Consider the following 26270-nt stretch of genomic DNA (forward strand, 5'->3'; position numbering starts at 1 on the left):
CATGCCGCGAAGAAGAGGTGACAGCGCGGCGACATCGACGTCACCCTGCAGCTTGATTTCCGGAAGCATCGTGCAGCTTTGATCCTTACCCGCTCTATTCAGATAAAAGCGAGTATCAGCCGACGACGAAACAATTGCCACAGAGAAAGCTAAAGCCGAAAGGGAGCGTCATCACCCGCCCCCGCTCCGCCCTTTCAACCCGGCCCAGCCGGTCGGATCGGGGGCTGATCCGAGCAGCCAGTGTCGCGTTTCTAAATGGCTGACAACGTCGCAGCCCTATTCAGCTTTGACATTGATTGTAGCCGGGTACATTCTATTTCCAAGTGCGACATGCCAAACCGGGTGGGTTCAAGGATGAAGTGCGACCTACGAATGACACCAATGGGTTGTCCCTCGCAAGGAAGCTGCAGTGAAACACACCTACTCCCACATCGATATGGATGAACGGCGCAAGATCGCCCGCCGGCGCATGGCGGGGCTGCTGTTGGCGTCATCGCCGAGAAAGGGTCGAACGTCCACCGTTGATCGAATTCGGCGACGCCCGCTACCTGCAACCCGTGAAGACTTTCTACGATCTCTACCGTACTTGAATTTAGGGCATGCTCGGACGGAACTTCGAACATACAGGCGTGTTTCAACTTCGACACTCCCGTCCCAACCTCATTTCAAACTGGAGATAGCCATGACCCTCGAAGGGAAGAAGATCGCCGTCCTGATCGCACCGCGCGGCACCGAGGAACCCGAATTCAAGCAGCCCAAGGTAGCAGTCGAAGCTGCCGGCGCGACGGTCACGGTCGTCGGGATCGAGGCCGGCGAGGCCAAGACCAACAACGGCGATCTCGATCCGGGCGGCAGATACGCCGTGGACAAGGCCGTAAAGGATGTTTCGGCAAGCGATTTCGACGGACTTGTAATTCCTGGCGGTACCGTCGGCGCCGACAAGCTGCGGGCGGACGATCATATCGTTTCGTTCGTGCGATCCTTTTTCGAGCAGGGCAAGCCTGTCGGCGTGATCTGCCACGGGCCTTGGCTCCTGGTGCAAGCGGACGTTCTAAAGGGACGCACGGTCACGTCCTACTCGTCGATTCGCAAAGACATTGAGAACGCAGGGGCCACCTGGGTCAATCAGGAGGTCGTGACCGATCAGGGATTAGTCACGAGCCGGAAGCCTGATGACCTTACAGCGTTCTGCGCAAAAATCGTTGAGGAATTCGGCGAAGGTCGACACCCGGAACAGGCGCGCAGCGCCTGATCGAACATTGGAAGCGTCGGATTCGTTCGGCGCTTCATCACTTTCGCGACGTTCCTTCGACCTCCATGGGCAAACAGCGTCGTTCTGACAGCGCGCGGAGGGACGCGTTTTCATGGAGCCAACAGTAATTCGGCCGCCTTGCCGACGTCTGGAACTTCGGCATAAGGCCGCCAGTCCGGGTTTCCCTGCTCCCCACGCCGGTTGACCCAGACGCCACGCAAGCCCAGCTCGGCAGAGCCGCGACGACAGGCACCTAGGCCGCAAGTGCAACCTCGGCGTGGTCTCCGTGGCGCGCGATCCGCATGGACAGGTCCAGCTTCACGTCCGACGCCATGGCAACCATGGACGCTGCGGCGAATGCGAGGACGCACAAGCCGGTAATTCGACCCAGCGGGGTCAGTTTTTTGAGGGCAAGTTCACACATTTCTTCACCTTTCACCCTAGCAGGTTTTTTGGCAATGTCAAGCGCTTGCCGCTCGAGGCCGGGCCACCGCTTCGTGGCGCGCCTTCATGTCCCAGTACATTCCCATTGCGACATGAACGGTTTCGTCGGCACTGACGCCCATCGTTCGATAGGCGTGCTCGAAGAATTCGCGCGACGGTTTGTAGGCCTGCGCTTGCTCCGCAGTGATGACGTAGTCGAAGGCAACGCCGATACGCTCGACCGTCGGTGCGATGAGGTCATCGTCGGAGTTCGTGAAGATCGCGAGCTTGTAGCGTTCCCGGAGCCGCCGCAGGGCATCCGGAACGTCTGAATGCGGACCCATCATCATGGGCGCGTTGGCGATACGTTCGATATTGTCCGAGCTGAGCTCGACGTCGTGATTTCGAAAGGCGGTGTCGAACCCTGAGCGGAGGATTTCTTTGTAGAGCCTATGGGGCTTGTCCGCCGTCATTTGTTTGGCGATAGCGGAGAAGTCGTCGAGAACCACCTTTGCGTCGGTGTCAGTTCGTCCGTACTCGGTCAGCGTCGAGGCTATCTCCCGCAGCAGGACCTCGTACCACCGCACCAGAGTGCCGTAGCAATCGAAAGTGATGACCTTTGGTATCGGGTCAAGATCGAACGGCAGATGCGAGCCAACGGTCGCGGCGGGTGGGACCCGCTCGAACGAGTGATGGTCGACCGCGACGTGAGCGGTCGCCTCGACCAGGTCGAACGACCGTTTCTTTTCTGGACGCTCGGTGTCGAGTTCCTCGGAGCTTTCACCGCTGCTCATGACGTACCTCCCACAACATGGTATCGAATACGCCGGTCTTCGGAAGCGGAGCGCGCGGCGAGCGATTGGAGACGGGACCGACATCAATCTCGCTCAAATTGAGAGGGCCGGATACTGAGGCAGGTCTGCCGCTTCCGCATTGCCCGCAAAGAGGCCGCCTGACACCTTTTGCAGAGATTGCGAAGCCATGATGCGAAGGACTCCGTGAAGCGCGGCAATGCCCATTCGGGTGCGCGGATGCACCAGCCTCGGCACGATCTTTGGAATTCCTTGGGCTTTCTTGACGAACGGCCGCATGACGTTCTCGTATTTACGGAATGCGTCCTCGACATCACCGTTTGTCGCAAGTTCGCCGGCCAGCACGTAGGCGCCGCAGATAGCGAGCGTCGCCCCGACGCCGCCCAAAGGCGTGACGCACCACGCCGCGTCTCCGAGCAGCACCACCCTGCCCCGCGACCACCTCGGCATCTGAACCTGCCTCAGGACGTCAAGATAGAAGTGCTGCGTCGTCCCCATTGCATCAAGGACACGCGCCGTCTGCCAACCGGCATCGCGGAACTCGTTGCGAAGCCACGCCTTCTGGCGGCTCTGATCCCAGCTTGCTTCGTCACCGTTCTTCCTATGGATCGCGAGGTTCGCCCGCATCGTTCCGTGCATGTCGGGACGGATCGAGACGCTTCGGCAGCCGGGGGCGTTGAACCAGCGCCATAGCTGGTCGTCACCTTCTTCCCGCGGGATTGTGAAATAGGCCATCGTCATGTCCATCCAGCGCGGATTGTTCTGGCCGCTGAAAACCAGATCGCGCGTCGAGGAGCCGACGCCTTCCGCTACGAGGACGATGTCATACTCCTCATTCGTACCGCTCTCGAAGCTAACGGAGATGCCCCCGCTGGCGGGGGAGACTGACTTGATTGTCTCGCCGAAACGGAAGTCCGCCCGCGCGCGAGCCGGCTCGTAGAGGAGACCCGATAGGTCGCCTCGCAGGATTTCCATCTCGGCCGTCGGACCGTCTGCGCCGAGTTTTTCGGTGACGATCTTCGCGACCACGTCATCGTTTTCGTCGACCCAGGCTATCCCCGTCTCGCCGGTGCCGAGAGCGAGCGCTGCGTCTTCCAAGCCCATCAGTCGTAGGACTTTGCGGCCCTCGCCGCGCACGTCGACGTTCTGCCCGCCGTCGCGGAACTCTGAAGCCTTCTCGATGACGGTGACGTCGAAGCCGTTTCTGCCTAGCCACCAGGCTGCAGCGCAACCAGCGATGCTGGCACCTGAGATAAGAACGGTGCGTGCCATTCGCGTTCGGAGGTTCAGTGCTTGCCTTGATGATCGCCGCGGTCACCTTCGCCAGGCTTTGCGACCGTCTTGGACTTTTGGCGTTGGTCTGCCGACAGCGAGCGGCCGACGTCCGTCGACTCCTTGAACTGTCCCTTTTCATCGCGCCGCACGTAGAGCTTGTCAGTTGCGGTATCGAGAAGTTCGCGCTTTGACATGGGTGTTCTCCATCTGGGTCAGACGCAGAAACGTGCGAGATTCCAATTTGTTGCGTCGGTGACCTTACGCCATAGGGCGGCGAATTCTTTCTGAGCCTAAGTCTCCCGGACTCAATATGCCAACAAACGCGGATAACCTATTAAAAAAAAGTTCTTGTTTCCGGTGTGGGCGAAAAGATGTTGCGGCGTTCACCTCGTGCTCTTGCCGCAGGTCGCCAGTAAGCCATCGACATGTGCGTAGACCTCCAAGCCAACGAAGTACTTCGCTGCCGGATGCAACGAACACCGCGCTAGGACAACGCCTCGAGCGCGCGGTCCGGTCTCGGGTTCACGTCTACAGGCTCCGATATCGAATTCACTATCCAATCCCAGGCATGAAGCGGGTAACCTGCGATTTCGCGCTTCCGGGCTTGAAGATCGCCGTATTTCTTGAGGGCTGTTGTGGCAGGGGTGCGAAGTTCATCTGCCGTTGAGTAAGAAGACCACTGACTTCTGGATCACCAAGATCGAGCGCAATCGGGCAAGGGATATGCGCGTGAATGCACACCTCAAGGAACTTGGCTGGAGGGCGATCCGGTTCTGCGAGCATGGGCACTCCACCGAAACAATTCGGTCACAGTAAGTTTCCTTTTGCAGAGACTGCACCTTAAAATAGATTGAGACCGTGCTTTCGGTGAGGCAGAATTGAGACGAATGCGCAAGCCAACGGCTCGATTGTGTTAATTCTGCGTCATCGAGGGGCGTCTAGCGTGCGATCTACAAACGGAAGATAACGATGCGATCCTACGTCACTGACCGATATTCGACCCGTATGGAGCCCGACGGAACTTGGACGATCTTCGATAAGTTCACTGGTTTTCCGGCTGAATATTGCGGGCGACCAACCACCCTTATGCTCGAGGACGGATCGACCTCGCTTTGCATCGTCATGAACGCGCTGGACAGGCACAAGCGCAGACAAACTCCCGTCTGACCCGCGTGGATATCGACGAACAGCGAGACGGTTACATCTTGGGTAGAAACAGTAAAGCGTGATGGCAGCCGTCGTACGCCGCCGCCAAAAGCTGGATTTGGGCAGCCATTCCTACAAGCTAGGTTGCGGGATGAACGAGCATCCGGGACACTACTTGGCATGAGGTCGTGATCGAGCGGGCTAGCTCCAAAGCGAAGGACTCCTCCTCGAGGCTGGTTGTGTAGCCTTCAATTATCACGTTCGCACCAAGCATGGAAACCTTAAGGTTTCTGCGGATTGAACGATGCTCAGCAAGCGCGGCTGCAATGATGCCGTCATACTGGCCGTATAACAGCCAGACAACTGGCCGTCGGAGGGTCGAGCGTGTGTGTAGAATTGAAGTATTATCTGCTAGCCTCGCTAGTCATGCGTTAACCCGCGCAGATGCCGACTTGGTTCAATGCTTGCAGCTTCCTGTTTCAGCGGCCGCTATATTTTACAACCTAAGCGTAAGCTTCAGTTAAGTTTTAGTTGCGAACATAAATATGTTTAAAATTCTGGAAGCACCATGACAAAGTTGCATCTTCTCGATCATCTCGATGCCGCATTGAAACTTGCCGAATTGAACAAAATGACTTTCGTGGCCTATCTGATTAAGATGACGAAGGACGCGGCGTTCCGCCCCGAAAAGGAAGAAAGTCGCGCCGCCTGAAGGCTTTAGCAGCGCGACCGTGGAGCATTGGCCGCCAGCATTAAGCTCGCTGGCGGCGCGCGTTCTCACAGGAAGGCCAGATCTCTTTATGGCGACAAACTCTTCACCGAAGGCTCGTAACACGAGCTGTTGTTGGCAGGGCTTCCCGCGGGTACGTTCGCGCTCCTATTCGACACCGGCTTTGATGTCGGGCAGCAGCTCGTCGCCGACCCAAGGATCCGCGCAGTCGGCTTCACAGGCTCGCAAAGAGGCGGGACGGCGCTGATGAAGATCGCGTCCGAACGCAAGCATCCGATCCCCGTTTACGCTGAAATGAGCAGCATCAATTCCGTCATGGTGTTTCCGGTCGCGCTGGCTAGCCGTGCCGAGGATATCGCAGCATCCTTAGCACTCGGAGCAGGCCAGTTCCGCACCAATCCTGGGTTGATCCTGGCCGTTGACGGCAAAGGGCTAGAAACCGTCATTGCAAGAGCTAGGGAGATGCTTCCTGAGACCAGTGCACAGACGATGCTGACGCCTTCGATCGCCAAGGCGTTTGGCGAGGGCGTCGGCCGTCTCGAACGACATGCCGAGGTTTGCATGCTCGCCAAGGGAAAGACTGGTGGCGCGTACGACGGGGTTGTGGCACTGTTTCAAACGTCGGCCGCCTCGCTACTCGCGCATCATGAGCTGCAAGAAGGGCGCGGCGGGGCTTGTCGTACGCTGCAAGGATTTCGACAAGCTGGAACAGGTGTCGGCGCCCTCCGAAGGCCAGCTCACCGTCGCGCTTCACGTTGACAATAACGATCTGGACGACGCTCGCCCCTCATCCCGAGACTGGAGATGCTTGCCGGCCGGTTGCTCGTGAACGGCTTCGGCACGGGGGTCGAGGTATCGCCTCCTATGGTTCATGGTGGTGCATATCCAGCCACAGCCGATGGAAGAGGCTTGCAAGCTATCGGTTTCTGCGACCGGAGTCCTATCAGGACTTTCCAGAAGCGATCCGACCCCCGGCTTTGCGGTAACGATGGTCTGACGCTCGACGCGAAACAAGCCGGTTGACTGCGGCTATCGCTAGCGAGAGCTTGCCTCGCTGGCGTAGGACTCGAGGTATCCGCAGGCGATACAATGTAACATTCTTATGTCACAGACCGCCCTCCCCTTAAGCCGCAGTTCGTCAAGGAGGCTTTTCTCAAGCGTGCCGGTGACCCAGGCTTGCCCGGAGAGAACACCGAGCCGTTTCTCTGGCAAGAAGCCCGCCGAAATTTTGACGATCAAGGATGCAGCGTATGCTGGGTCCGATCGCCGGGTTCGAGCAGAGCGACTGAAATCGAGCGTGATCCGGTCGTTGACCGCGCATCGAACAACACTCTTTCAATTCTTACACGCACGCTTCCGGACATCGTGCTTTCTAGCGGCCGTTCGGCATTTTGAAAGTGAAACCCGTTGCTGTCTCATCGGACGAGACGTCGATCGTTCCGCCGTGAGCCTTCGCAATCTCCATAGCGATATAGAGGCCGAGACCCAGGCCCTGTCCTCCACGAGAGGCACCGCCGCGCTTAAACGGGAGGAACAGCTTTTCCATGTCGTCCTTGCCGATGGCTGGGCCCGCGTTTCGCACGCTGACCTCAACGCCGTCAGGGCCATGCCGCCCCACGATCTTGACAGGATGCTCGTGCAACCCGTGAGTGACGGCATTCGACACCAAATTCGAGAACAATTGTGCGATCCGGAGACTGTCGACCACTACCGGCCGCTGGAAATCCAGTTCGAGATGAATTGCACGGGCGGGGTGGGCGGAACGAATTTCGTCGGCCACGATCTGCAACGTCTCGCCCAGATCAGCCTCCTTCAGGTCCAGTGAGATGCCGCCCCCCAGCCGCGCGCGGGCGAGGTCCATGATGTTGTCTACAAGGCCGGTCATCCGGCAGATGCTTGCCTTCATCAGGCTTAGGACGAGCGGGCTCCGTTCAGTCCAGCCTTCCTTGAGAAGGCGGCTGGTTCCCGCGTCGATTGCGGCGAGCGGATTGCGAAGGTCGTGGCCGAGAACGGCGATGAACTGCTCTCGCAGATCTGAGAGCTCCCGCTCCAAATCAAGAGATGCCTCAGTAGCACGGAGGCGGTCGCCAGCGTCCAGATGATGCGCGATCAATTCCGCAAACAGCTTGAATGTGCCGATGACCTGCGGGTCGTTGACCTTCGCCGGGTTCGGGTCAATCGCGCACAACGTGCCCCAGAAGGTGCCATCCTCGCGGATGATAGGCATGGAGATGTAGCTTCTCAAGCCGTAGATCCGGGGCGTGTGATGATCTCTGTAGCGACCATCCACAGAGGCGTCGTCGAAGACGATCGGCTGCCGGTGATCACGGATTTCGTTGCAAAGCGTGCTCTCGATAGGCAATTCGTCGCCAGGCTTCAGCCCAAAGCCCACGTTGTCCAGGGAGCTGCAGGTGATCCAACGCGTCTCCGTGACCCGAGCGATCGCCGCAAAGCCCATCTTGGTCGTCCGAAGCGCGACGTCCAGCATCGTCGGAACAGCCGCTATCCCAGCGATTGCCTCGATGTCGGCTCGGTAGTCGCCCGCTGAACGTGGAGATAGGGACGTTGGAGATCTGTCTAACTTCAACCCTGCCGCAAAGCCGATGTTATCAACGGCAGTAGCGGCCGCCTCGGCCAGGGCCTCTAGTGTTTCGACTTCCCAGCGTGTCGGCTCGTAGGGCTGCGACCAGTAGGCGCGCCGACGGGGTCAGCGAGGCCAATTGGCGCCATGGCAACAGACCGGACAAACGTGTCGGCGTATAGCTCGTGCGGAATACGTTCATCTTGCTGGACGTCGGGAACGACCACAGTCTGCCGGTTGATCATCGACCAGCCCGAGATGCATGCGGACGCAGGAAACTTCGCACCTTTCCACAACGGCCCGATGGCGTCTTCTTCGACGCAGTGACAGAGGTCGCCTTCGCGCCGAATAACGGCGATCCCTTCGCAGCCCACGAGGGAACGCGCACTTGCACGGATCGTCGCAACTACATCGTCAAGCGTGCGCGCGCGCGAAATAGCAGCCGTCGCTCTCGTCAAATTGGCGAGCGAACTCCTGAACTCGGTGGTATCGGTTAACAGTGCCACCGCGGTCCTTTCGAATGCATGAATATTACCTCAGATACGGGAGGGGAACTTCGCATACTCCAGAGCGATATGAAAGATGGATGGGAACTTAAGCGGAACATTAAGGTGAAACCCAAAGCTCGCTCTAGAAACCATACGCAGCCACTTCGGATAGATTTCATCGCGCGGGGTATTCGGAAGTCCCTAAGTCGAAAGGATTTTTTAGTTTTGAGACCTTGCAATATCGACTAATAAGGGCACCTATGTACGATATCGTACAAATGCTCGCGAACTGTTCGGGAGCTTCCTCCGAAACAGCGAGCTGCCATGTCTGATCCTGTTACCGTCCTCGTGGTCGAAGACGAACCCCTATCGCGTTTGTCAATTGTCGCCGGCCTTGAAGATGAAGGCTTCATCGTGTTCGAAGCCGCCAACGCCGACGATGCGATCACCGTACTCGAAGCGAATTTAGAGATCCAGCTCGTCTTTACAGACGTCGATATGCCCGGAACGATGGACGGTTTGCGCTTGGCCGCATTCGTTCGAGACCGCTGGCCCCCTATCCATATCATCGTGACGTCGGGCCATAGCAGTCCTGATCCTGCTTTCTTACCCGTGAACGCGCCTTTTTTCAGCAAACCGTACCGCCCAGAAGATATCTTCTCAGAAATTAGGCGCATGACGGCGAATTAGTTTCTGCATTCCATTTTGCATTAGGGCCTAAGGTTCGGGCATAGTCGCCGTCAGGAATGTGCTCGTGCCAGATCTGGGCCGAGCACAGGAGGGATGATAGGTGAGGGCTTTGCGAACGAGCTTTATGTAGCCGCCTATGTCGCTTTGGTGATTACGGCAGCATCGCAGCTCTAAATAGAGATAGAGCTTCCAATATTTTAGGTTGACGGCGGTTCGAGGCATCGCGTGGACTGCAATCTTTGAATTGCGCGACAGAGGTGAACCGTTTTGTCTGTGATCACTGCCGACAGGTCAAACAACAAGCACGGCACCCTTGTAGGGCCTGTGATTTTGTAATGTGTCAGCAGTAGCAGCGCCTCTTTAGCTTTTTCGGGTAGTCAGTGAGCATCGTCATGTCCTGTTGATGCTCTGCGGGCGTAACGAAATGCGTTGGTCCCCTTCCTGCCAATTAAGCTCGTGAGCAAGGGTGACGTGAGATAGGCGACCGATCCTGTGCGCTGATTCAAATCCGGCTAGAGCTACTGAGAGACAACAGTTAAAGTCTCGAATGCTCATCTGAAGGACCTCGCGAATACAGCAGCTCCCTAAGCCGGGTAGCGTCCGTTTCTCCTGCCTGAAACCATTTTAGCAGCTCTTTTGCGGCATCCCTCGCCTCAGCGCCGCCAGGTTGCACCTTGGATACCAGACAGTAATCGGCAACAAGTTTCTGAATCATGGCGACATGCGCCGGTGCAAGAGGCTGGGACCGGTCGCCAGACGAAGCATTCATATCGGCGTACTCCTCATTGTGAGATGATCGATATGTAAAGCTTGATCCTCGGGAAGCAACTGCTATCCATCCTCTAAGGCTTGATCTAGCTTCCATACACTCGCACGGCATTTCGGGGAAATAATCTGATGGAGATCGATCGCATCGCTTTGGTGCACCTGCTCTGGTGATACGCGTTTGGCACCGGTGCCGTGCCGCGCACCGAAAATACAAGGCAAAACCCTATCATTGATATGATCCGTGATATCACCAACGTATGGAAGAGTTCCAAGCTCGTCCTTTCGATGCAGAGTCGGCCTTTTCGAGCCCCTGCCTAATTCGATCATCCGAAAATGGCTTCCCGATTACGTCGACTGCCCCATCAAGGCCGTGTCCGACGTCACCCGGGGATCCCGTGACAAATACCACGCTGATCCCATAACGGTCCGTGAGACGACGGGCCAGAACTGCCCCACTCATGCCATCGGATAGCCCCAAATCCACTAGTGCCACATCCACACGAGGCGCGTGAGCGAGCGCTTGCTCTACGGTGGCGACTGGCCCAACTGCTGTGTGCCCAGCTTCTGTGACAATCCGCTCAAGCTCTAAGGCGATAAGCGCTTCATCCTCGACAATCAGAACCCGCATTCATTTCTCCAAAAAAGCAAATATCTAGATCGGATCTCAGGCAGTTCGAGTGCTTTCACGTGTTATTGAATGCAGACGATCTCGGCTGACGACAGAACCCTGGGATCCCGACAAGCCGCGTTTACGATATTTGTCGTCGTGGATCGGACTGATATGGAGGCGGTTCCAAAGGTTCAGGATCTCGGTGATTGTGTCCCTCGCCTGAGCGATGCACTCGAGCCTCCGATATACTCTCCTGGCTTGAAGAAGGCGGAAGTTTCTGCCGGCCACTTCGTCAGCGCAATGACCAGGGCGGAAAGAAGCTTCGTTTGCAAGGATGGTTCCAGGAGATCGCCTCTGATATCGGGCTGCTGCGCCCGCACCACCTACAACGTGCATTGTTGTGCGATCTCAACGCGTTCGGCCGTAAAAGCTTTCCTCTAAACTTTGGTCGCTAAACTTGGATTTAACATGACTGGCGTGAAGCCTGACATTCACGAGATTAAGTTGCCACCTGGGTGTGGAAGCGTTCTAGTGATGCCGAGCGGACGATCGGAGAGAGGGAACTTGGCGTCTCAAGGAGCGTTTTTAGACCAACGACCAGGGGAGCTGACATGGGACGTGGAACCGTTATCGCCCTTGGGGGGATCGCAATTATGGCTATGATATGCATTTACCTGTATCTGCCGTCCCCAGTCACAGCCTTTCTACTCGCAGCCGTCGTGCTCATCGTTTTCGGTGGCGGACTGTGGCATCTGTGGCAGCGGGATCTGACGTAACGTAAGCCGCAGTCGAGCAACTGCCAACCCCGGTAGGTAATCCACGCCCACTCCGTCGATTAAACAGAAGACGATAGACCTGTCGGCTTTGTGGCCCACGCCGTGACTTAGGCTAGACCAGCCGAAACCACTTCAACGGTGCCCTGGATTGAATTGAGGGTGGTTTTGGTGGTCGCATCCGTCCTAGACGACTGCCATCATCACCGTTGATCATCGCAGAATAGATTATTGCGGTGCTGCGAGCGCAATTCCAGAAGTCCTTGACAGTGGTTCAATTTGAGCTGCGCGAAAGTCGCTACCCCCTTCCAGCAAGGCGGCCATGATAAACTTGGGTTAGCTTCTCAAAAAAAGCTTCATTCCTCATTTTCCGCTCGATGCCTGTGGAACCAATTGCCGCGAAACACATTTCTTCCGCGCATAATTTGAGGGGGCAATGTGAGTAATCATTTTCAAACTACAGGCTTTACAACGGACCGAGTTCGCAAGGTGCTGAGGGTGGTCGAGTTTGCCGACCACCAGGGGTTGGACGACAAGCAGAAACGCGATCTTTTGAAGCTGTTCGGAGAATTTGCAACCCTCCAGGAGCTGCTGACAAACTGCCGTCTGCCCGGCAAAGTCCGGTAAGTCGTTCCCGCAGATGGTGCCTTGAGGCCAAGTCATTCCACCGCATAACAAATTTCATTCAGGGGCAATGATGATCAAGCGGACGCTCTTCCAATTCTTCCACTGGTACTCGCTCGGCGAGAGCCGTCTCTGGAAAGAGGTTGCCGAGAAGGCTTCAGATCTCGCGGAGCTGGGGATAACTGACGTGTGGTTGCCACCCGCCTACAAGGGTGCATCAGGAGCGTACTCTGTAGGATACGATACCTATGATCTCTTCGACCTTGGGGAATTCGATCAAAAAGGGAGCAGGGCGACCAAGTATGGTGACAGGGCCGCCTTTGAGGCTAGCTGCCGGGCCCTTGTGGATCAAGGCATTCGTCCGATCCACGATGTCGTACTGAACCACAAGATGGGTGCCGACGAAAAAGAACCGGTGGTCGTTCGACGCGTCGATGCAGGCGATCGTAGGCAAATCGCGGAAGACGACGTGGAGGCTCTCGCCTACACGCGCTTCACCTTCCCCGGTCGCGGCGGAAAATACTCAGAGTTCATCTGGGACAAACAGTGCTTCAGCGGCGTCGACCTGATCGAAGAGCCCAATGAAAGTGGTGTGTTCCGACTGATGAATGAGTATGGCGAAGGCCAGTGGAACGACGAAGTTGATGATGAGCTTGGAAACTTCGACTACTTGATGGGTGCTGATGTCGAGTTCCGCAACAAGGCCGTCTATGAAGAGCTGAAATACTGGGGACGCTGGTTTTCCGACCAGGTTCCGGTTGGGGGCTTCCGATTGGATGCGGCGAAGCATATTCCAGCTTGGTTTTTCAAGGACTGGGTCGGCCATATGCGCGACACTGTCGGCGACGACTTATTCGTCGTCGCCGAATATTGGCATCCCGATATGGGAACGCTCACGAACTATCTGGAACTCGTCGACAAGCAGCTTATGCTTTTTGACGTCGCGCTCCATCATCGTTTCCATGATGCCTCCAAGGCGGGTGGAGATTTCGACATGCGGACCATTTTCGACGGGTCGCTTGTATCGGCCAACCCCCAGCATGCCGTGACGCTTGTCGACAACCATGACACACAGCCACTGCAGTCGCTGGAAGCTACTGTTGAGCCTTGGTTCAAGCCGCTGGCCTACGCACTGATCCTGCTTCGCGAACAAGGAACGCCATGCGTTTTCTATCCGGATCTGTACGGTGCGGAATACAGCGACAAGGGCAACGACGAGAGCCAGCACCTGGTAAAGATGCCAGCAATCGGTTGCTTGCCCAAATTAATCGAGGCGCGTCAGCGGTTCGCTAACGGGCCGCAGCTCGATCAATTCGATGATCCCAGCGTGATTGGCTTCACTCGTCATGGAACCGAAACCGAGCCTGGCTGCGTGGTTGTCATGTCCAATGGTGCGGCCGCAGAGATCTCGGTTGATCTCGGTCCAAACCAGTCTAATGCGTTATTCATAGACTTCTTGGGTCATCATGAGGCTGAAGTGACTGTCGACGAACAAGGTCGTGCCAATTTCCCCACAAATGGCGGAAGTGTCAGTGTCTGGGTCCGGCGTGACGCCCTTTAATCGCTGAGGCATGCACACCAAATAAACCTAAGGTCGTTTTTCCGGCTGCGGACCTTCAGCGACGTCGCTAAGCTTTCTCGCTTTCAGCCATTTGATGACCCGAATTTCTTCTTCGTCCATCCACTGAAGGAGCCGTTCGCTTCGCGTTTTGAACTTGAGCACTTCTCTGAGAGTGCCAGCTTCAAAATCCTCAAAGACAGCTGGATGTATGTAGGACGACCGGCATACGGATCGCGTATTGACGAGCTTGGCGGCGACCTGATCTACCGCCTCATTGAGCTGGCGTGCGAGCGCTCTTTTTGTGTCCGCTACCTCGGCCGAGGCTAATGCTTCCACTGCCATGCAAGTCGCACCCCAGGTCCGAAACTGCCTAGAGCTGAATTCCTCGCCGGTCACTTCCTGGATGTACGCATTCACATCACTGGAGGCAATCTGACGACAGCCGCCCTCGTCGCAGACGTACTGGAATAAATGCTGGCCAGGCAATTCTTGTAGTTTGCGAACGACGTTGGCTATCCGGCGGTCACTATGGGCCAAATTCCATTCCTTGCCGGATTTGCCTTTGAAGCGGAACTTCACACTCCCGCCTTCGACTTGCACATGGCGGTTTCGCAAGGTGGTGAGGCCGAACGATTTGTTTGTCTGCGCATATGCGGCGTTGCCAATGCGGATGTAGAGGTTATCCAGCATCCAGACCACTGTTGCTAGCGCCTTACTCATATTCAGCCCGCGCGACCGCAAATCGTTGTCGACCCTTTCACGAAGATCTGGCAGATGGTGCGCGAAGTCTGCTAATCGCTCAAATTTCGCTTTGCCTCGTTCAGCATGCCAGTCAGCATGATAACGATACTGGCGTCGTCCTCGCGCATCTTTTCCGATAGCTTGCAGGTGCGAGAACGGGTTCGTGGAAATGACGACGTCGGTGTAGGCAGGCGGAATGGCGAGCGCGTTCAGTCGCGCTATTTCGGCAGCCTGGGTAATCCGACGACCATCCGGCTGGTAATACAGAAATCCCCTCGCTCCCATTTTTCGGGTGATCCCTGTCTCCAATCCAGGAACGTAGACAAGGCCCGACGCGAGCTTGGCCTCAACGGCAATTGTATCGATGTCAGTAAGGGTCTGGTTCATCTCGCGGTAACCTCTAGAACCGGATTTCGTTCCCACCGCCGGTCATTGAACGTAAATTCGAGACGCCAGCCCGCGCGATGCGACTTGGCTTGTGCGATCCCAATCCCTTTCAACGCTTTGCAAGCGGAACAAATCCTTCTCATCGGCATTTGCCCGCCAAACGAAGGAGGCTGAAAATGAAAGAAAAGGTTTCAGAGCGTGGGAGAGCTCTACGAGGCAAGCCATATTCACTCGAAGAGTTTCGCGCGAAATACGCCTTGGATCAGCACGATGCCGAAGATCTGTTCCAACGCTTCGGGCCGTCATCAGTGGAGCTCGACCTCTTGATGGCGGCCAAGCGCCGTAAGCCGTTGTTTCAGGTCATCGTCGCCGACATCAGTCTGTGAGCCAAACTGATGCCCACATTCATCTTTCAGCTTGTAGACGGGAGCGTAGGCGACGTCACTGAGATCCAGCACGAGATCGACACTCTTGATGAAGCTCGTTCCGAGGGTAGGACGTTGCTCCGCGAGTTGGTGGCAAAAGGATCGCCCGATGAGTTCGCAGACATGATGAGTATCGAGATTTTCGACGCTGAAAGGAGACCGATTGTGGAACTGAGACTTACGTTCGACCAGATCGAAAAGAGATCGTAGGACGGAGCCGTTACACCCGCCAAGCTTTGCTTGTGGCTCTCCAAGCCTTGCTCGTGGAATGAGTCTGCACCGGAACCTAAATCGCAGCCGGATGTTATAAAAGTCATAATAGAAAAGGAACAGAAAATGGCAGATCCGACCAAATCCCCCGCAGTCCAGTCGTACAATGCAGAGAAGTCCCGGCGGCGCACTGCAAACCCCGATACTATCGAACAGGGCCTAGAAGACAGCTTCCCTGCGTCTGATCCCGTTTCGGCGGTCCAGCCGTCAGTCGCCTCCACCGTCGGTGGAAAGTCCACTGATGCTCGTGATGGTGCTCCGCTTGTAGACGAAGCTTTGAGGTCGACCGGTGAGCTCGGCGGGCTTGAGCATCATGGAGGCGTCCGCGCTCTTCGCCGTGACGCTCAGCGCCTGTCGGACCAAGCTTCCGAAGTTGCTAGCGGTGCAGTGGCTGTTGGGAAGGCTGAAGCAAAGTCAATCCTCAAGAGTGTTGAAGACATCGTCAAGGAACGCCCGCTTACCGCGGTCGGTATCGTCGCTGCGGTAGCATGGTTCTGGGGAGCCACCCGATAAAGGCGCGGCATTGGTGCAGGCGCTTTGGCGCTCTGTAGTCAGTTCTCTGCGCGGGGATCGACGTTCAGCATCACGGTTCGTAACCTTAAAGGAGATCGCAGGGATTTTTCTCGTCGACCTTGCCGCGGGAAAATCTGCCCTGCTGCAGTTGCGGCTGGCTTTCAGCGGTGGAGCTTGATGCTCAGATTGTTGACGGGCCGGCTTGATCTCCTCAATGATCGGAGCGTCCTGGTCGATGATTAGGCGACGCCTTGTTGGAGCTTGTCGCATTCCGCTCTGCGATCTGTCGTGTTGATTGTTTTCCTGACCAATCATCGGCGACGAAACGTTCTATCCTCACTGGCGGCAAGCCAACGCCTCTGCTCTCAATTAGGTCAGTTTCGGATTTGTCTGACCTGCTACTGCAGGCTGTCTTGAGCGCGCGGACTTCGCCCGACGATGAGACCAAGCCTGGAACGATATCATGGCGATAGTGCTGCCACCGCGAAAGCAGTGAAGTCGCGCTTGCAGCAGAGACCGTTGTGTCCGTCCTCCCGGTATTGTGCCCTTAAAAACTGAAAATTCTTGTCGGACGATGGGTCAGCTGACGTCGTAGGGGTCAGTTTCGTACTGACAAAGCTCGGAAAACGCTGGCATACTGCGGGGGGAAAGATCTGGAAGCGCAGCCGCTGCGTTTGGGGCAATCCAGCGCATTTCGGTATGTTCGTCGCCCAACAGCCTTGGTTCGCCGCCCTCCCACTTAGTTATTAGAAACACGTGGTAACGGGCCTTCTCGTGCTTCGTTTCTTTTGGTTCAGGCAACTGGGCGAGAGAGGCATAGCTGGTTGGGCTAAGACCAACCTCCTCTACGCATTCCCGGACGAGTGCATCCTTGACGGTTTCATTTTTTTCGACGTGGCCGCCTACGATGTCCCATCGGTTTGGGTACCAATCTTTAAGCTGATCGGCGAACTAAAAGCAGATGGCCATCCCTCATGAAAATTCCGCAGGCGAGGTGTATCATGACAAATTTCCAAGGCCACCGACGGCGACTTGCAACGAAAAATGGTGAGATGCTGTCACTTCCGATCGTCCCTATTCGACTGCCGCGCAACGTCGCCGTCCCGCCGCCAGGTTCGAACATCATGGAACACGAGGACCATCGCCCCGAACACACAAAGGGCTGCGCAAAGCGTGAACAGAGACCAGTATCCAAAGGCATCAGCATATGTGCCGGTGCCCAGACCCGACAGCAGAAAACCGACACTAATAGTGTTCCCGAAAAGGGCTGATGCTGTTCCCGGCCTGCCAGGTAGCATGGCCTGCACCATTTCCATGCCAACGATGCTGATGATGCCGATTCCCCCTGCCCTTGGCAACTGCCCGATGTAGAGAGACAACATGGTGGGCCAGGCGATTGCCATTAGAAAATATCCGCCGAACAGCAGGAAGCCGACCAAGAGAAGCCAATGCTTGCTCGACAGAGAGGGCCACGCAACGAAAGCTCCCATCACGATCACTTCCAAACCGGCGCATAAGCTAAACAGTATCCCAACGTCGCTCTGTGTACCAAGGTCTTGCGCAACCACGATCGACATGGCGTTTGATCCCATGAACATCGCCGTGTGGAACGCTGCGAGCGCAAGTAGCGCTGGGGCGGCACACAGTAGCGTGCTTCCCGACAGTTGCGCTTTATTTTCGTCGGCAGACGGCAACACTCTCATACGCGCGAAAGTCACTATGGCTAAAGCGGAAGCTGCCAAAGATGCCGCTCCTAGGTAGACGCCCTCATATCCCGTCGCAAAGATCAAGACTGCGCCAAGCGCAGGGCCAATGGTCCAGCTAAGCGAAGCTACGAGCCTTAATAGCGCCATTCCACGCAAAACAGCCGGCTCTCCGAGCTGATCAAGTTTGGCCTTCGCAACCGCGAATAATAGCGCGAAAGAAGCGGCGCTGAGACCGAAGAAAATCCCTGCACCGAGTATCAGCAGCCAGGTCTGCATGATGTATGCACAAGCACCAAGGCCGACAACTTTTGCAAAAAGCGACAGGAGCAACGGCCAGACGACCGGCTTGCGATCCTGGAGATGGCCAAACAGTGTGGTGACCGCAATACCCGTTACTGCAGGCACCGTCAGGAAAGCACTAAGCTCCAGGGGCGACATCCCGATCTTTTGAACAGCAAGAAGCGCCATATAGCTACCAGCCATTGCTTCGGCCACCATTGCGAGCAGAACGGCGGACAGTACTGGCAAGAATAATGGCGCACGCCAGAGCCGCGTTGATGGGATCTCGTCTTTTGGCCTGTCGCACTGCATGGTCAGAACGGACTTTCGGTTGACGATCTAAAAATCACAACGCAACGGAGGTGGTCGATGTTCAACCACTATTTGCGGTGCTTACCTGTATCCCGTCATTTCGAGATAACCTACGCCGGTGGTAGAGCCATTAAACGAGATAGGACCTTCCCAGTACGGCGTGGATGTAGTCATCCAAGACTGATCGTTTATTGCCTGAGTTTGCACATCGAGTGATTTCGAAGGGATTTCAATCCGCCAGGAGACCGGGACCTGCTTCCCATCGACCGTCGTGGTCCGCAGTGGCGTGAGATGAACTTGGTCTGCAGTCAGCGGTGTTGTGCGTCCATCAGGAGAGATCCAGTTTGCCGAGATATAGCCGTCCTTGTCATCGCGCAGACGAAAAGCCATCAGCTTCTCGCCGCTGGCAAAGTGCAGCGAAAACCAATCCCACCCGCTCTGGTTTGAAGCCAGTGGTTGCGAGGACCACTCTCTGTCAAGCCACGCATTGCCACTCACCGTGATGGGCTTCCCCGACACCTCGATTGTTCCGGAGACTTCGTAAAACGGCTGGGAATAGTAGTAGCTCGCTTGCCCGCTTGCCGACTTCACCGAATACCCGCTATCGCCTTGGAGTACCAGTGGGCCGTTCGCTTTCAGGTCCAAAGCGTAGCTGAAGCTCAGCCCGCTGGCTTTGAGTGAGAGGTTGGCGATAGGATCGGAGGTGGAATTGTCGTCGGCCGACATTGTCCACTCATCTATCCAGGCGCGGAACGGCGCAGCCTCGACCCCCGCTTGGCCCACGCCGCCACGGCCTAGTCGCTCCCCGACGTATTGGCGTTCGCGGGTCGTGATAGCGGCATGTCCGATCCAGATCTGGGGGTCCGCGAAGCCAGCCTTGCTTGCCGGGGCAAGTGCTGATCGGAAAAGCGTCCACTGCGCTCCGTATAGCTTCCCGTCCTGCCCCTTGAGATTGGCGGTCACGTACCACCATTCGATGCGAAACTCCGGATGTGCTTCATGATCTTTCGGGAAAGTTAGTTCATGGACGCGCTCTGGAATAGCGAAGCCTTGGGCGTCCGATCCCAATCCGGCAAAGCCTTGCCCTCGCGTTTCTCCCGCTGAACCCATCATGGCGACCACCAAAATCAAAGCTGCTGATCTACCGTTCATTTGCAAAAATCCTAAGCAGGTCGGACGGATTGATCGTTGAAAGACGACGGACAGGAAGAAACACAGAAGCGAGAGCCGCAAGGAGGGCAATTGCACCGAGCAACAGCCAGTCCATGGGAAACATATACATGGGAAGCCGCCATCCAAAGGCTTCAACATTCACGATCACCAGCAGCACCCAAGCCAATATCAGACCGACGGGTATCGCTGCGAAAAACGTAGCTAGCCACAGGGCCAGCGTTCGGGCAACCTCATACAAAGCCAAATCACGCCGCCGTACTCCCATTGCCCAAACTGGCGCCAGTTGGGGAAGTCGGATTCCGGAGAGCGTTAGGAGACTGGAGAACATGGCGAACCCGGCTACCGCCAAGGTAAGGACGTTCAGCGCACCCGTGATCTTGAAGGTCTGGTCGAAAATCGCTCGCGATTGTCTCTTCAAGGAGGCTTGATCTATAACACCAGTCTCCGGGAGACCGAAGTCCTCGATCAATTGCCGCTTCAGATCAGCTGATTTTTCAGGATCGACACGCACGCCATATCGGAGTTTGGCGACCTGCGGGTAATGAGCAATCAAAGCGTCAATCCCGATAATGACCTGTCCGTTTGGGTTTCCGTAGTCAGAAAACACCCCAACGACTTTTGCATTCCAGCCGCCGGGCATGGTTACTCGGTCACCTATTTTCGCTGCTCCGCGCCGCCACATCTGCTCGTTGATGAGGGCGCCCTCACCTTGTGCGACCGTGTCCCAAACGTGACCCTGTGATGCGATCAGAGGCCAATGCTCGCGGTAGGTTGGGTCGTCCGCGACCCCGAAAACCTGAACTTGCTCGCCTGCGACATCGCCGTCCGTGCTCCAGATTGGCAGGACGGAGATCGAGCGTGAGGCAAGCCAGGCCCTTAGCCTCGCCACCTGGGCTTCATCCTTGGCGGTGACGTAGAGCTCCGCGGCAAGGCGCTGATCGAGCCACGCGTTGAACGTCAGCCGGAAACTGGAAACCATCGTGCCAACCCCAATGTTAGCCGACAGCGCCAACAAAAGCGCCATAAGGGCCAGCGACAACCCGGGGAGTTGAATTCGCGTGTCTGCCCAAAACCATTCACTTATGGCGCCGCGTGACAAACGCTGCATGCCGATCAATATGGATGCTAGAACCGAGGGAAGCATCAGTGCTGCTCCCAGCAACAGGCATCCAAGCACCGCGAAACCAGCCACCAAGCCCGAAGCCGCCAGCGCCAACGCGCCACCAAGCAACACAAGCATACCCCCAATCCCTGCTTGGATGATCAGTCCCCGTGCGGACGCTCGCGCCCAAGCTCTTGGCTGCGCGGCGGCGAGAATAGGAAGTGTCCAGACCCGGTATAGACTTTGACCGGAAGAAATCGCCATCCCGGCAAGCGCTATCCCCAATCCCGCGAGCCACCACTCTGGGCGGATTGAGAGTGACCCGGAGACATTGGCCCCGTAAAGCCCGCGAAGGGTCGCCGCGACACCCGGCATCAGGATCGACGCAATCACGTATCCGAGTATGACCCCGATGATGCCGGATGCCAGAGCGATGATCGAAAGCTCAACAATAAGCGTTACTGTTAGTTGACGGAGCGAAACGCCGAGCGATCGCAGGGTTCTAAATGTGCCACGTCGCTGTTCGAAGGTAAGACCGGTCGCCGAGTAGACAATGAAGAGACCGACAACAAACGACAGGAAACCGAACGCGGTTAGGTTCAGATGAAAACTGTCGGTCAATCGCGCGACATCCGGTTGCTCGGCCGGTCTGCGAACAACAAGCCCAGGCGCGAGCTCATCGAGAGAAATCGCAGCTAGGCGTTCTGTCGGGGCCACAACCAGACGATCGATCTGACCGTGCTTGTCTAGCAACCGATCTGCGACAGCGATGTCCACGAAGGCTGCGCCCTCCGGCACGTTCTCGCCAATCCGCATGTTCATATCCGTTTTGCCACGGAGCTGTTCAGCTGTGGCCCTGGACACCAAAAGCTGCCCTCCCGGGTGGAAGAAGCTCGTAAGGTCGGTTCCGCTTTCAATGGTGAGCGGTTGGCTATCTCGGGGCATGGTCAACAGATCTATGCCGATCAAGCGGATGCGGGCTGTCCCGAGGCGCGCCATCCCTTCAATAACCGGCGAGACTTTAAGACCGGAGCGCCGAAGCTTTCCATAGATGTCGGTTGAGATGCCGGTACCATCCTCAGCCACGATCTGCGCTAACCCTGCCTGCTGCAAAACCGAAGCGGCCCGAGCATAACTTGCCCTTGCGTCGGCATTGATCGCTTGCACACCCGACCACAACGCTGTTGCGAGTGCGATACCCATCACCAGCGTAAGGAGCTGCAGGGGTTTGCGGCGCCAATGCGAAACAAGGGCGGTGAACGCTTCAACGCTCATTCGACAATCTTCCCATCACGAAGGAGTACGGTTCGATCCAGTCGAGCCGCTAAGCGGGTTGAGTGCGTAACAAGCAGCAGCGCCGCTCCCGTGCTTCTCGCCAGATCAAGCATCAAATCAAGTACGGCGTCACCGGTTTGTTCGTCCAGATTCCCGGTCGGTTCATCGGCGAGGATGAGCCGAGGCTTGGCAGCGAGGGTTCGACCTATCGCGACGCGCTGTTGTTGCCCTCCAGATAGCTGTTCTGGATACCTCGCGGTGTACTGCTCCAATCCCAAAGCCTGGATCAGCGTCGTTTCCCAGGTGCTGTCTTGTCGCTTCGCCAATTTCGCATGGAAGGAAATATTGGCCGCGACCGTCAACGACGGAATGAGATTGAACTGCTGGAACACAAGGCCGACTTTGTTTCTTCGATATCGAGCCCGTTGTTCTTCGGAGAACTGGCTCAGATCGTCGCCGTCAATGACAACAGAGCCACTGTCTGCCCGATCGAGGCACCCAGCCAGGTGAAGGAGCGTGCTTTTGCCGCTTCCAGACTCTCCTGTAAGAGCGACGCTCTCGCGGGCCGATACGCTCAGATCGATTCCTCTCAGGATCTCAATCGATCCCTGCGTGGATGTGTATGATTTGCGAACGGCGTCGAAGGTGAGGATCATTGTTCGCTCTGGCCCACTTTCAAGGAGAAGTCGATTTGAATGACCTATGCAGGAAGCGGCATTCGCACAAGGGCCGCAACAGGTTGATTTCAGGGCCCGCTCGCCTAGCTCCCCGAGGGCCGGTCTGAACGACTTGCGAGGCTCACGCGGGAGGCGGCCATGAGCATGTCGTGGTAGTCTCAAACATCTGCGACCCCTCGGAGTTCCAAGGCCGTTGCTCTCAGGCCCGTCCATATCCAGCCACTTGAAAACAATCACTCGCATGCGCACATGAACATTAGAAGAACGTGATCAGGAGCTATTTTATGGTCAAAGGTGGATCCATTTCGAAAACTGCTATCGACAACTTGGGTGCCATTGCGAGATTTCGCCGTCAGCACCGGTCAAATCGGGGCTGGCTTGTTGGCAACAAGCGTATCCCGTCAGCCTCCATTGCTACACTTGAGCAGAGATCCCTCCTACGCGAGGTTGCGTTCAACGGCGAACCAACGCTCATTTTGACCGAAGACGGGAAGCGGATTCTTGAAGAACGGTCGCGTGGATAGAGAAGGACGCGTTTGACGACATGGTGAAGGTGTAGCCGCGTAGACATTGCATAGCACCAAAAAGCTCGAGCCGTAGCGCTCTTTGACCGATCAAAACCAGATGGCGATGCCACGCTCTTTATCAGTGGAATTGCGATTGGATTGCGCTGCAATTTTGAAATCCTGGACTGGCCTCACGTACGGCCTCGGTGTTTGGAAGGTTACGGCTGAGCCAAAACAGAGACTGACTAAAACGATGACGGTTTACGCATGGTGGGCTTGGAGGGCGCGGCGGTTGTCGGCGCCGGTCATGCCAGAGTCTCTTGGGCAGAAGATCTACACGTCTTAGGCGAAACCGTCCCCAGCACGACAAAGGCGAAGGGCGCTGGCACCTTGTTTCACGCATGTGCATAGGGCGGCCTTTTCCCTCACCTCGACAGCACCCTACGCCCGATTTTACGCAAAAGAAAAGCCCACGACGTGGAGGCGTGGGCTTTTCAGATCTCTGCTGTTGAGGGGCTAGCAGAGTGAACAGATCCCCGAGTTCAACAGGTCTATTCGACTTGTTAACTCAGTTCTCGGTCGAAGGTTCCCGACAGACGAGAGTTTTCCTTCGCACGCAAGACGGCTCCAGACATGGCTAACGAAAAGTAAAAAGCTTAAGGGGCGTCGAGGTAGCCAAACGAAAATACCCTGCCGTTGGGCGAATTGCCAGCCAAGGTTATCAGTCGTGCATCAGCTTTCCACACACAGAGTATGGTCAATGGAGCATGGGTCCGACTGGGTGGTGCGGGTGGCGGCAAAGAAAAGCAGTGAGGTGGCCAAGGGCTCGAAGAACAACACTCTCGGCGAGAACGATGTCCTGCTCAGTAAGATCGTTTGCAGTCGCCATCATCACCATGCTGACAGAGTACAGGATCATTCCCAGCGCATCATCCGCGTCGTCCATTGCCAGCTTCGCATTCCGCTGCAATGCTGTGGCCAGCAGCTCGATCGTTGCCTGTCGCTCGGATATCGTCATCTACCTGATGTCTGCCGTTGACGCTTTCATGAGGGCTCTGATCATTTGCCAGAGGCTAACGCTTAAACTCCGTCAAAGCTGCCCGATTGCGGTCATGCGTACGATCTCCGACATTGCCATAGTCAGATCATTAAATCGCTGCTTCGGATGGCGGCCGCAAGACAGCCAGGGCCGATTTTTTTCTTCCAGCAAGGAGAGTGGAAGCCCCTTCATCCAGGAGACGCAGACGCGCCAGCCCTCGCCTTTCGTGCTCCGAATGTAGCCTCCGCTATAAGAGCGAGCGGAAGGCCAATAAAAAACGGGATGAAAAAGTAGATTACGCGGAATGCGACTAGCGAACCGATTGACGCCTGATCGCCCATCACGTGGCGCACCGTCGCCTCAAGGACGCCCAAGCCTCCGGGCGCATGCGTAACAAGGATAGCCACGTTCGCCATGGAAAAGGCTGTCGCCGCTTTCAGGAAAGTCACATCCGAACCGACCGCCATTACGTCCCTCAAGCAGGCAGACACAAACGCGAAATTCACAGTCCCTACGATGAGCTGCGCGACGGCAAGCCGAAGAGTTGGCATCTGAAACGTCCAAGATCGAATTCGAAGAGGCGTTCGGACGAAGGCAGCCAACCCAAGGTAGGCCACACTAAACGCAACGCAGGCGACACCAGCTGCTGTCACAGTGCCCTCACTAAGTCTCAGGACCTTGGCAGCGTCGGAAGGATTTAGGATCATAACGATGCCACATAGGGTCCCTAAACCGATGCCAACGGTCACGCCCGACAATAACACGATCTTCGCAACATCTTCGGCACTCAGCCCCCAATGGGCGTAATACCGGTATCTCAATGCGCCGCTGCTTAGCCCAGCCAGCCCAACGCTTTGACCGATCGATAGTGCGATGAACGAAGCAAGTGAGATCTTCGGATAGGCGAGATCGTTCTTCACGTATCGAACTCCAACCCAATCGAAGCCGGTAAGACAAAAGTAGGAACAAAAAGCAAAGACTAGTGCAGTGGCCAGATTTCGGGCAGGAATCTCTTTCACAGATCCGATGACGTCGCTTAGCGAATATTCTCGGAAGGTGTGATAAAGGAGATAGCCTGCGGCACCGAAGCCTACAATGAGCACGCTATATGTGAGAACTCGTTTTGCGGTCATTGGCGCTCTCTGCCGGCCCTAAGCCAGATGATTTCTTAGCTCTGCTCTCGAACACCTGGAGTGGCTTCCCGTTGATCTGCATCTTCAAGATCACTGGCAACCAAGAAGGTGTCGGTATGCTGGCGCGCTGCCTCGCGCAAGGCGGCGAGGTTCGGCACGTCGTCGCCATGAAGAGGACCGTTATCATTCATTATTTCATGCTCGGCCTGCCGCCAGTGGTCCTCGTGACGGCCATCTAAGCTGCCTTCGGATTCCCAGATTTCGTAGGCGCGCGAACGAATGCGTTCGATCTTTTCCTCGTCCGTCTCTCCACTGACTTCTGACGTGGCGGATATAAAGTCTTCTACGGTTGGTGTGACACCTTGAGTTCGGGTTGTTCGCTCAGCCATGATAATCTCCGAAACGATTTCGACGAGAAACGCCATGATGGAAGCGAGGTTCCACCATCGATGGCGGAAAACGGGGATGAAGACCCGCAATATAGTGCCCCTCAGTCTCGCAGGCGCCATTAGGGCGAGAGTTCGCCCGGTTCAAACTGCCAGCGACGTCTTCACCGCCACATTCGTGAGGCGTCTTAAAGGTTCGAGGTGAGTGCTTAGACGACGCTCCAGGCGAGCGATCCGCCAGGCGCAGGCCGGTTACGATCGAAGTCCCATGTGCATTCGTCCGGCCGAAACTGGGATCAGTCGCGGAACAAGGTCGAGATGACGAAGTTTGAAGAAAGGGACCATGAAGGTCTCGAACAAACGGAGGAAACACTATGGCAAATCAAGGCGGATCGCATGAGCAGCACGTGAAGGCTGGTCAGAGCAAGTCGAGTTCGAAGCAGGCTTCTTCTGGCAAGTCCTCGACGGCTAAGTCAGCGTCTTCCGACGGCAAGTCTGCTGGCAAGCAGGGCGGGTCGCATGAGCAGCACGTCAAGGCGGGCCAGCAAAGCCATAAGAACAGCCATTAAAACTAAGGCCCGCGCCAACCCGCGGGCCTTATACATTTAAGGCG

23 protein-coding genes and 1 pseudogene are annotated in these 26270 nt (G+C 56.4%); 10 read left to right on the plus strand and 14 right to left on the minus strand.

Annotated features, from left to right (window positions below; all coding sequences use genetic code 11):
- Positions 1-682 precede the first annotated feature (682 nt).
- Positions 683-1252, plus strand: coding sequence for a type 1 glutamine amidotransferase domain-containing protein (locus D460_RS0124865; RefSeq protein WP_018901315.1), 570 nt, complete (start codon positions 683-685; stop codon positions 1250-1252).
- Positions 1253-1713: 461 nt separating this feature from the next.
- On the opposite strand, the gene D460_RS33715 is transcribed toward D460_RS0124865, so the two are convergent.
- The 4 genes from D460_RS33715 to D460_RS36135 all read right to left on the minus strand — a co-directional run bounded on the left by D460_RS33715 (position 1714) and on the right by D460_RS36135 (position 4545).
- The gene (locus tag D460_RS33715) at positions 1714-2469 is read right to left on the minus strand and encodes an HAD-IA family hydrolase (RefSeq protein WP_018901316.1); all 756 of its coding nucleotides are present in this window, start codon (positions 2467-2469) and stop codon (positions 1714-1716) included.
- A gap of 93 nt (positions 2470-2562) precedes the next feature.
- Positions 2563-3759, minus strand: coding sequence for an FAD-dependent monooxygenase (locus tag D460_RS0124875; RefSeq protein ID WP_018901317.1), 1197 nt, complete (start codon positions 3757-3759; stop codon positions 2563-2565).
- A gap of 14 nt (positions 3760-3773) precedes the next feature.
- Complete coding sequence (locus tag D460_RS0124880; protein WP_018901318.1) at positions 3774-3956, minus strand: hypothetical protein; 183 nt, start codon at positions 3954-3956, stop codon at positions 3774-3776.
- A gap of 358 nt (positions 3957-4314) precedes the next feature.
- On the minus strand, positions 4315-4545 hold the full coding sequence (locus D460_RS36135; protein WP_155947851.1) for a hypothetical protein: 231 nt from the start codon (positions 4543-4545) through the stop codon (positions 4315-4317).
- A 931-nt stretch (positions 4546-5476) separates the two neighbouring features.
- Here D460_RS36135 and D460_RS36140 point away from each other — a divergent pair.
- The gene (locus D460_RS36140; protein WP_018901321.1) at positions 5477-5620 is read left to right on the plus strand and encodes a hypothetical protein; all 144 of its coding nucleotides are present in this window, start codon (positions 5477-5479) and stop codon (positions 5618-5620) included.
- Between the two features lie 138 nt (positions 5621-5758).
- Positions 5759-6624: pseudogene (locus D460_RS33730) on the plus strand (aldehyde dehydrogenase family protein); the annotation flags it as partial.
- Positions 6625-7010: 386 nt separating this feature from the next.
- On the opposite strand, the gene D460_RS0124915 reads toward D460_RS33730, so the two are convergent.
- A complete protein-coding gene (locus D460_RS0124915; RefSeq protein WP_018901322.1) occupies positions 7011-8126 on the minus strand; it encodes a GAF domain-containing sensor histidine kinase in 1116 nt (371 codons plus the stop codon).
- A 905-nt stretch (positions 8127-9031) separates the two neighbouring features.
- Here D460_RS0124915 and D460_RS0124925 point away from each other — a divergent pair.
- Positions 9032-9397, plus strand: a complete 366-nt coding sequence (locus tag D460_RS0124925) for a response regulator (protein ID WP_018901323.1) — start codon at positions 9032-9034, stop codon at positions 9395-9397.
- A gap of 1015 nt (positions 9398-10412) precedes the next feature.
- On the opposite strand, the gene D460_RS0124930 is transcribed toward D460_RS0124925, so the two are convergent.
- A complete protein-coding gene (locus D460_RS0124930; RefSeq protein WP_018901324.1) occupies positions 10413-10793 on the minus strand; it encodes a response regulator in 381 nt (126 codons plus the stop codon).
- Positions 10794-11986: 1193 nt separating this feature from the next.
- Here D460_RS0124930 and D460_RS0124945 point away from each other — a divergent pair.
- Complete coding sequence (locus D460_RS0124945) at positions 11987-12175, plus strand: hypothetical protein (RefSeq protein WP_018901326.1); 189 nt, start codon at positions 11987-11989, stop codon at positions 12173-12175.
- Positions 12176-12245: 70 nt separating this feature from the next.
- Positions 12246-13733 (plus strand): alpha-amylase, encoded by a 1488-nt coding sequence (amyA, locus tag D460_RS0124950; protein ID WP_018901327.1) that lies wholly within the window; start codon positions 12246-12248, stop codon positions 13731-13733.
- Positions 13734-13760: 27 nt separating this feature from the next.
- On the opposite strand, the gene D460_RS0124955 is transcribed toward amyA, so the two are convergent.
- Positions 13761-14861 (minus strand): DNA topoisomerase IB, encoded by a 1101-nt coding sequence (locus D460_RS0124955; RefSeq protein WP_018901328.1) that lies wholly within the window; start codon positions 14859-14861, stop codon positions 13761-13763.
- Between the two features lie 176 nt (positions 14862-15037).
- Between D460_RS0124955 and D460_RS0124960 the strand changes: the two genes are divergently transcribed.
- The 3 genes from D460_RS0124960 (at position 15038) to D460_RS33740 (ending at position 16069) form a co-directional block, all read left to right on the plus strand.
- On the plus strand, positions 15038-15247 hold the full coding sequence (locus D460_RS0124960; RefSeq protein WP_018901329.1) for a hypothetical protein: 210 nt from the start codon (positions 15038-15040) through the stop codon (positions 15245-15247).
- Positions 15248-15256: 9 nt separating this feature from the next.
- Positions 15257-15496 (plus strand): hypothetical protein, encoded by a 240-nt coding sequence (locus D460_RS0124965; protein WP_018901330.1) that lies wholly within the window; start codon positions 15257-15259, stop codon positions 15494-15496.
- A 126-nt stretch (positions 15497-15622) separates the two neighbouring features.
- Positions 15623-16069: a hypothetical protein gene (locus tag D460_RS33740; RefSeq protein ID WP_018901331.1), complete on the plus strand. Its 447-nt coding sequence runs from the start codon at positions 15623-15625 to the stop codon at positions 16067-16069.
- A gap of 1058 nt (positions 16070-17127) precedes the next feature.
- Here the strand turns inward: D460_RS33740 and D460_RS0124980 are convergent.
- The 7 genes from D460_RS0124980 to D460_RS35400 form a co-directional block, all read right to left on the minus strand.
- Positions 17128-18366 (minus strand): MFS transporter, encoded by a 1239-nt coding sequence (locus tag D460_RS0124980; RefSeq protein ID WP_018901333.1) that lies wholly within the window; start codon positions 18364-18366, stop codon positions 17128-17130.
- Positions 18367-18447: 81 nt separating this feature from the next.
- Positions 18448-19518: a lipocalin-like domain-containing protein gene (locus D460_RS0124985; RefSeq protein WP_018901334.1), complete on the minus strand. Its 1071-nt coding sequence runs from the start codon at positions 19516-19518 to the stop codon at positions 18448-18450.
- On the minus strand, positions 19508-21916 hold the full coding sequence (locus tag D460_RS0124990; protein WP_018901335.1) for an FtsX-like permease family protein: 2409 nt from the start codon (positions 21914-21916) through the stop codon (positions 19508-19510). The genes D460_RS0124985 and D460_RS0124990 overlap by 11 nt, the downstream gene beginning before the upstream one ends.
- On the minus strand, positions 21913-22572 hold the full coding sequence (locus D460_RS0124995) for an ABC transporter ATP-binding protein (RefSeq protein ID WP_018901336.1): 660 nt from the start codon (positions 22570-22572) through the stop codon (positions 21913-21915). Before D460_RS0124995 ends, D460_RS0124990 begins: the two co-directional genes overlap by 4 nt.
- A 1284-nt stretch (positions 22573-23856) precedes the next feature.
- A complete protein-coding gene (locus D460_RS33745; protein ID WP_018901337.1) occupies positions 23857-24117 on the minus strand; it encodes a hypothetical protein in 261 nt (86 codons plus the stop codon).
- Positions 24118-24326: 209 nt separating this feature from the next.
- A complete protein-coding gene (locus D460_RS0125005; RefSeq protein ID WP_018901338.1) occupies positions 24327-25271 on the minus strand; it encodes a YbhN family protein in 945 nt (314 codons plus the stop codon).
- Positions 25272-25306: 35 nt separating this feature from the next.
- Positions 25307-25750 (minus strand): DUF2934 domain-containing protein, encoded by a 444-nt coding sequence (locus tag D460_RS35400; protein ID WP_245267801.1) that lies wholly within the window; start codon positions 25748-25750, stop codon positions 25307-25309.
- Positions 25751-26031: 281 nt separating this feature from the next.
- On the opposite strand from D460_RS35400, the gene D460_RS33750 reads away from it, so the two are divergent.
- Positions 26032-26226 carry a hypothetical protein gene (locus D460_RS33750; protein WP_018901340.1) on the plus strand — a complete coding sequence of 65 codons (195 nt, stop codon included), beginning with the start codon at positions 26032-26034 and terminating at the stop codon, positions 26224-26226.
- Positions 26227-26270 lie beyond the last annotated feature (44 nt).

Source organism: Rhizobium sp. 2MFCol3.1, from assembly GCF_000377565.1.
Taxonomy (GTDB): Bacteria; Pseudomonadota; Alphaproteobacteria; order Rhizobiales; family Rhizobiaceae; genus Rhizobium.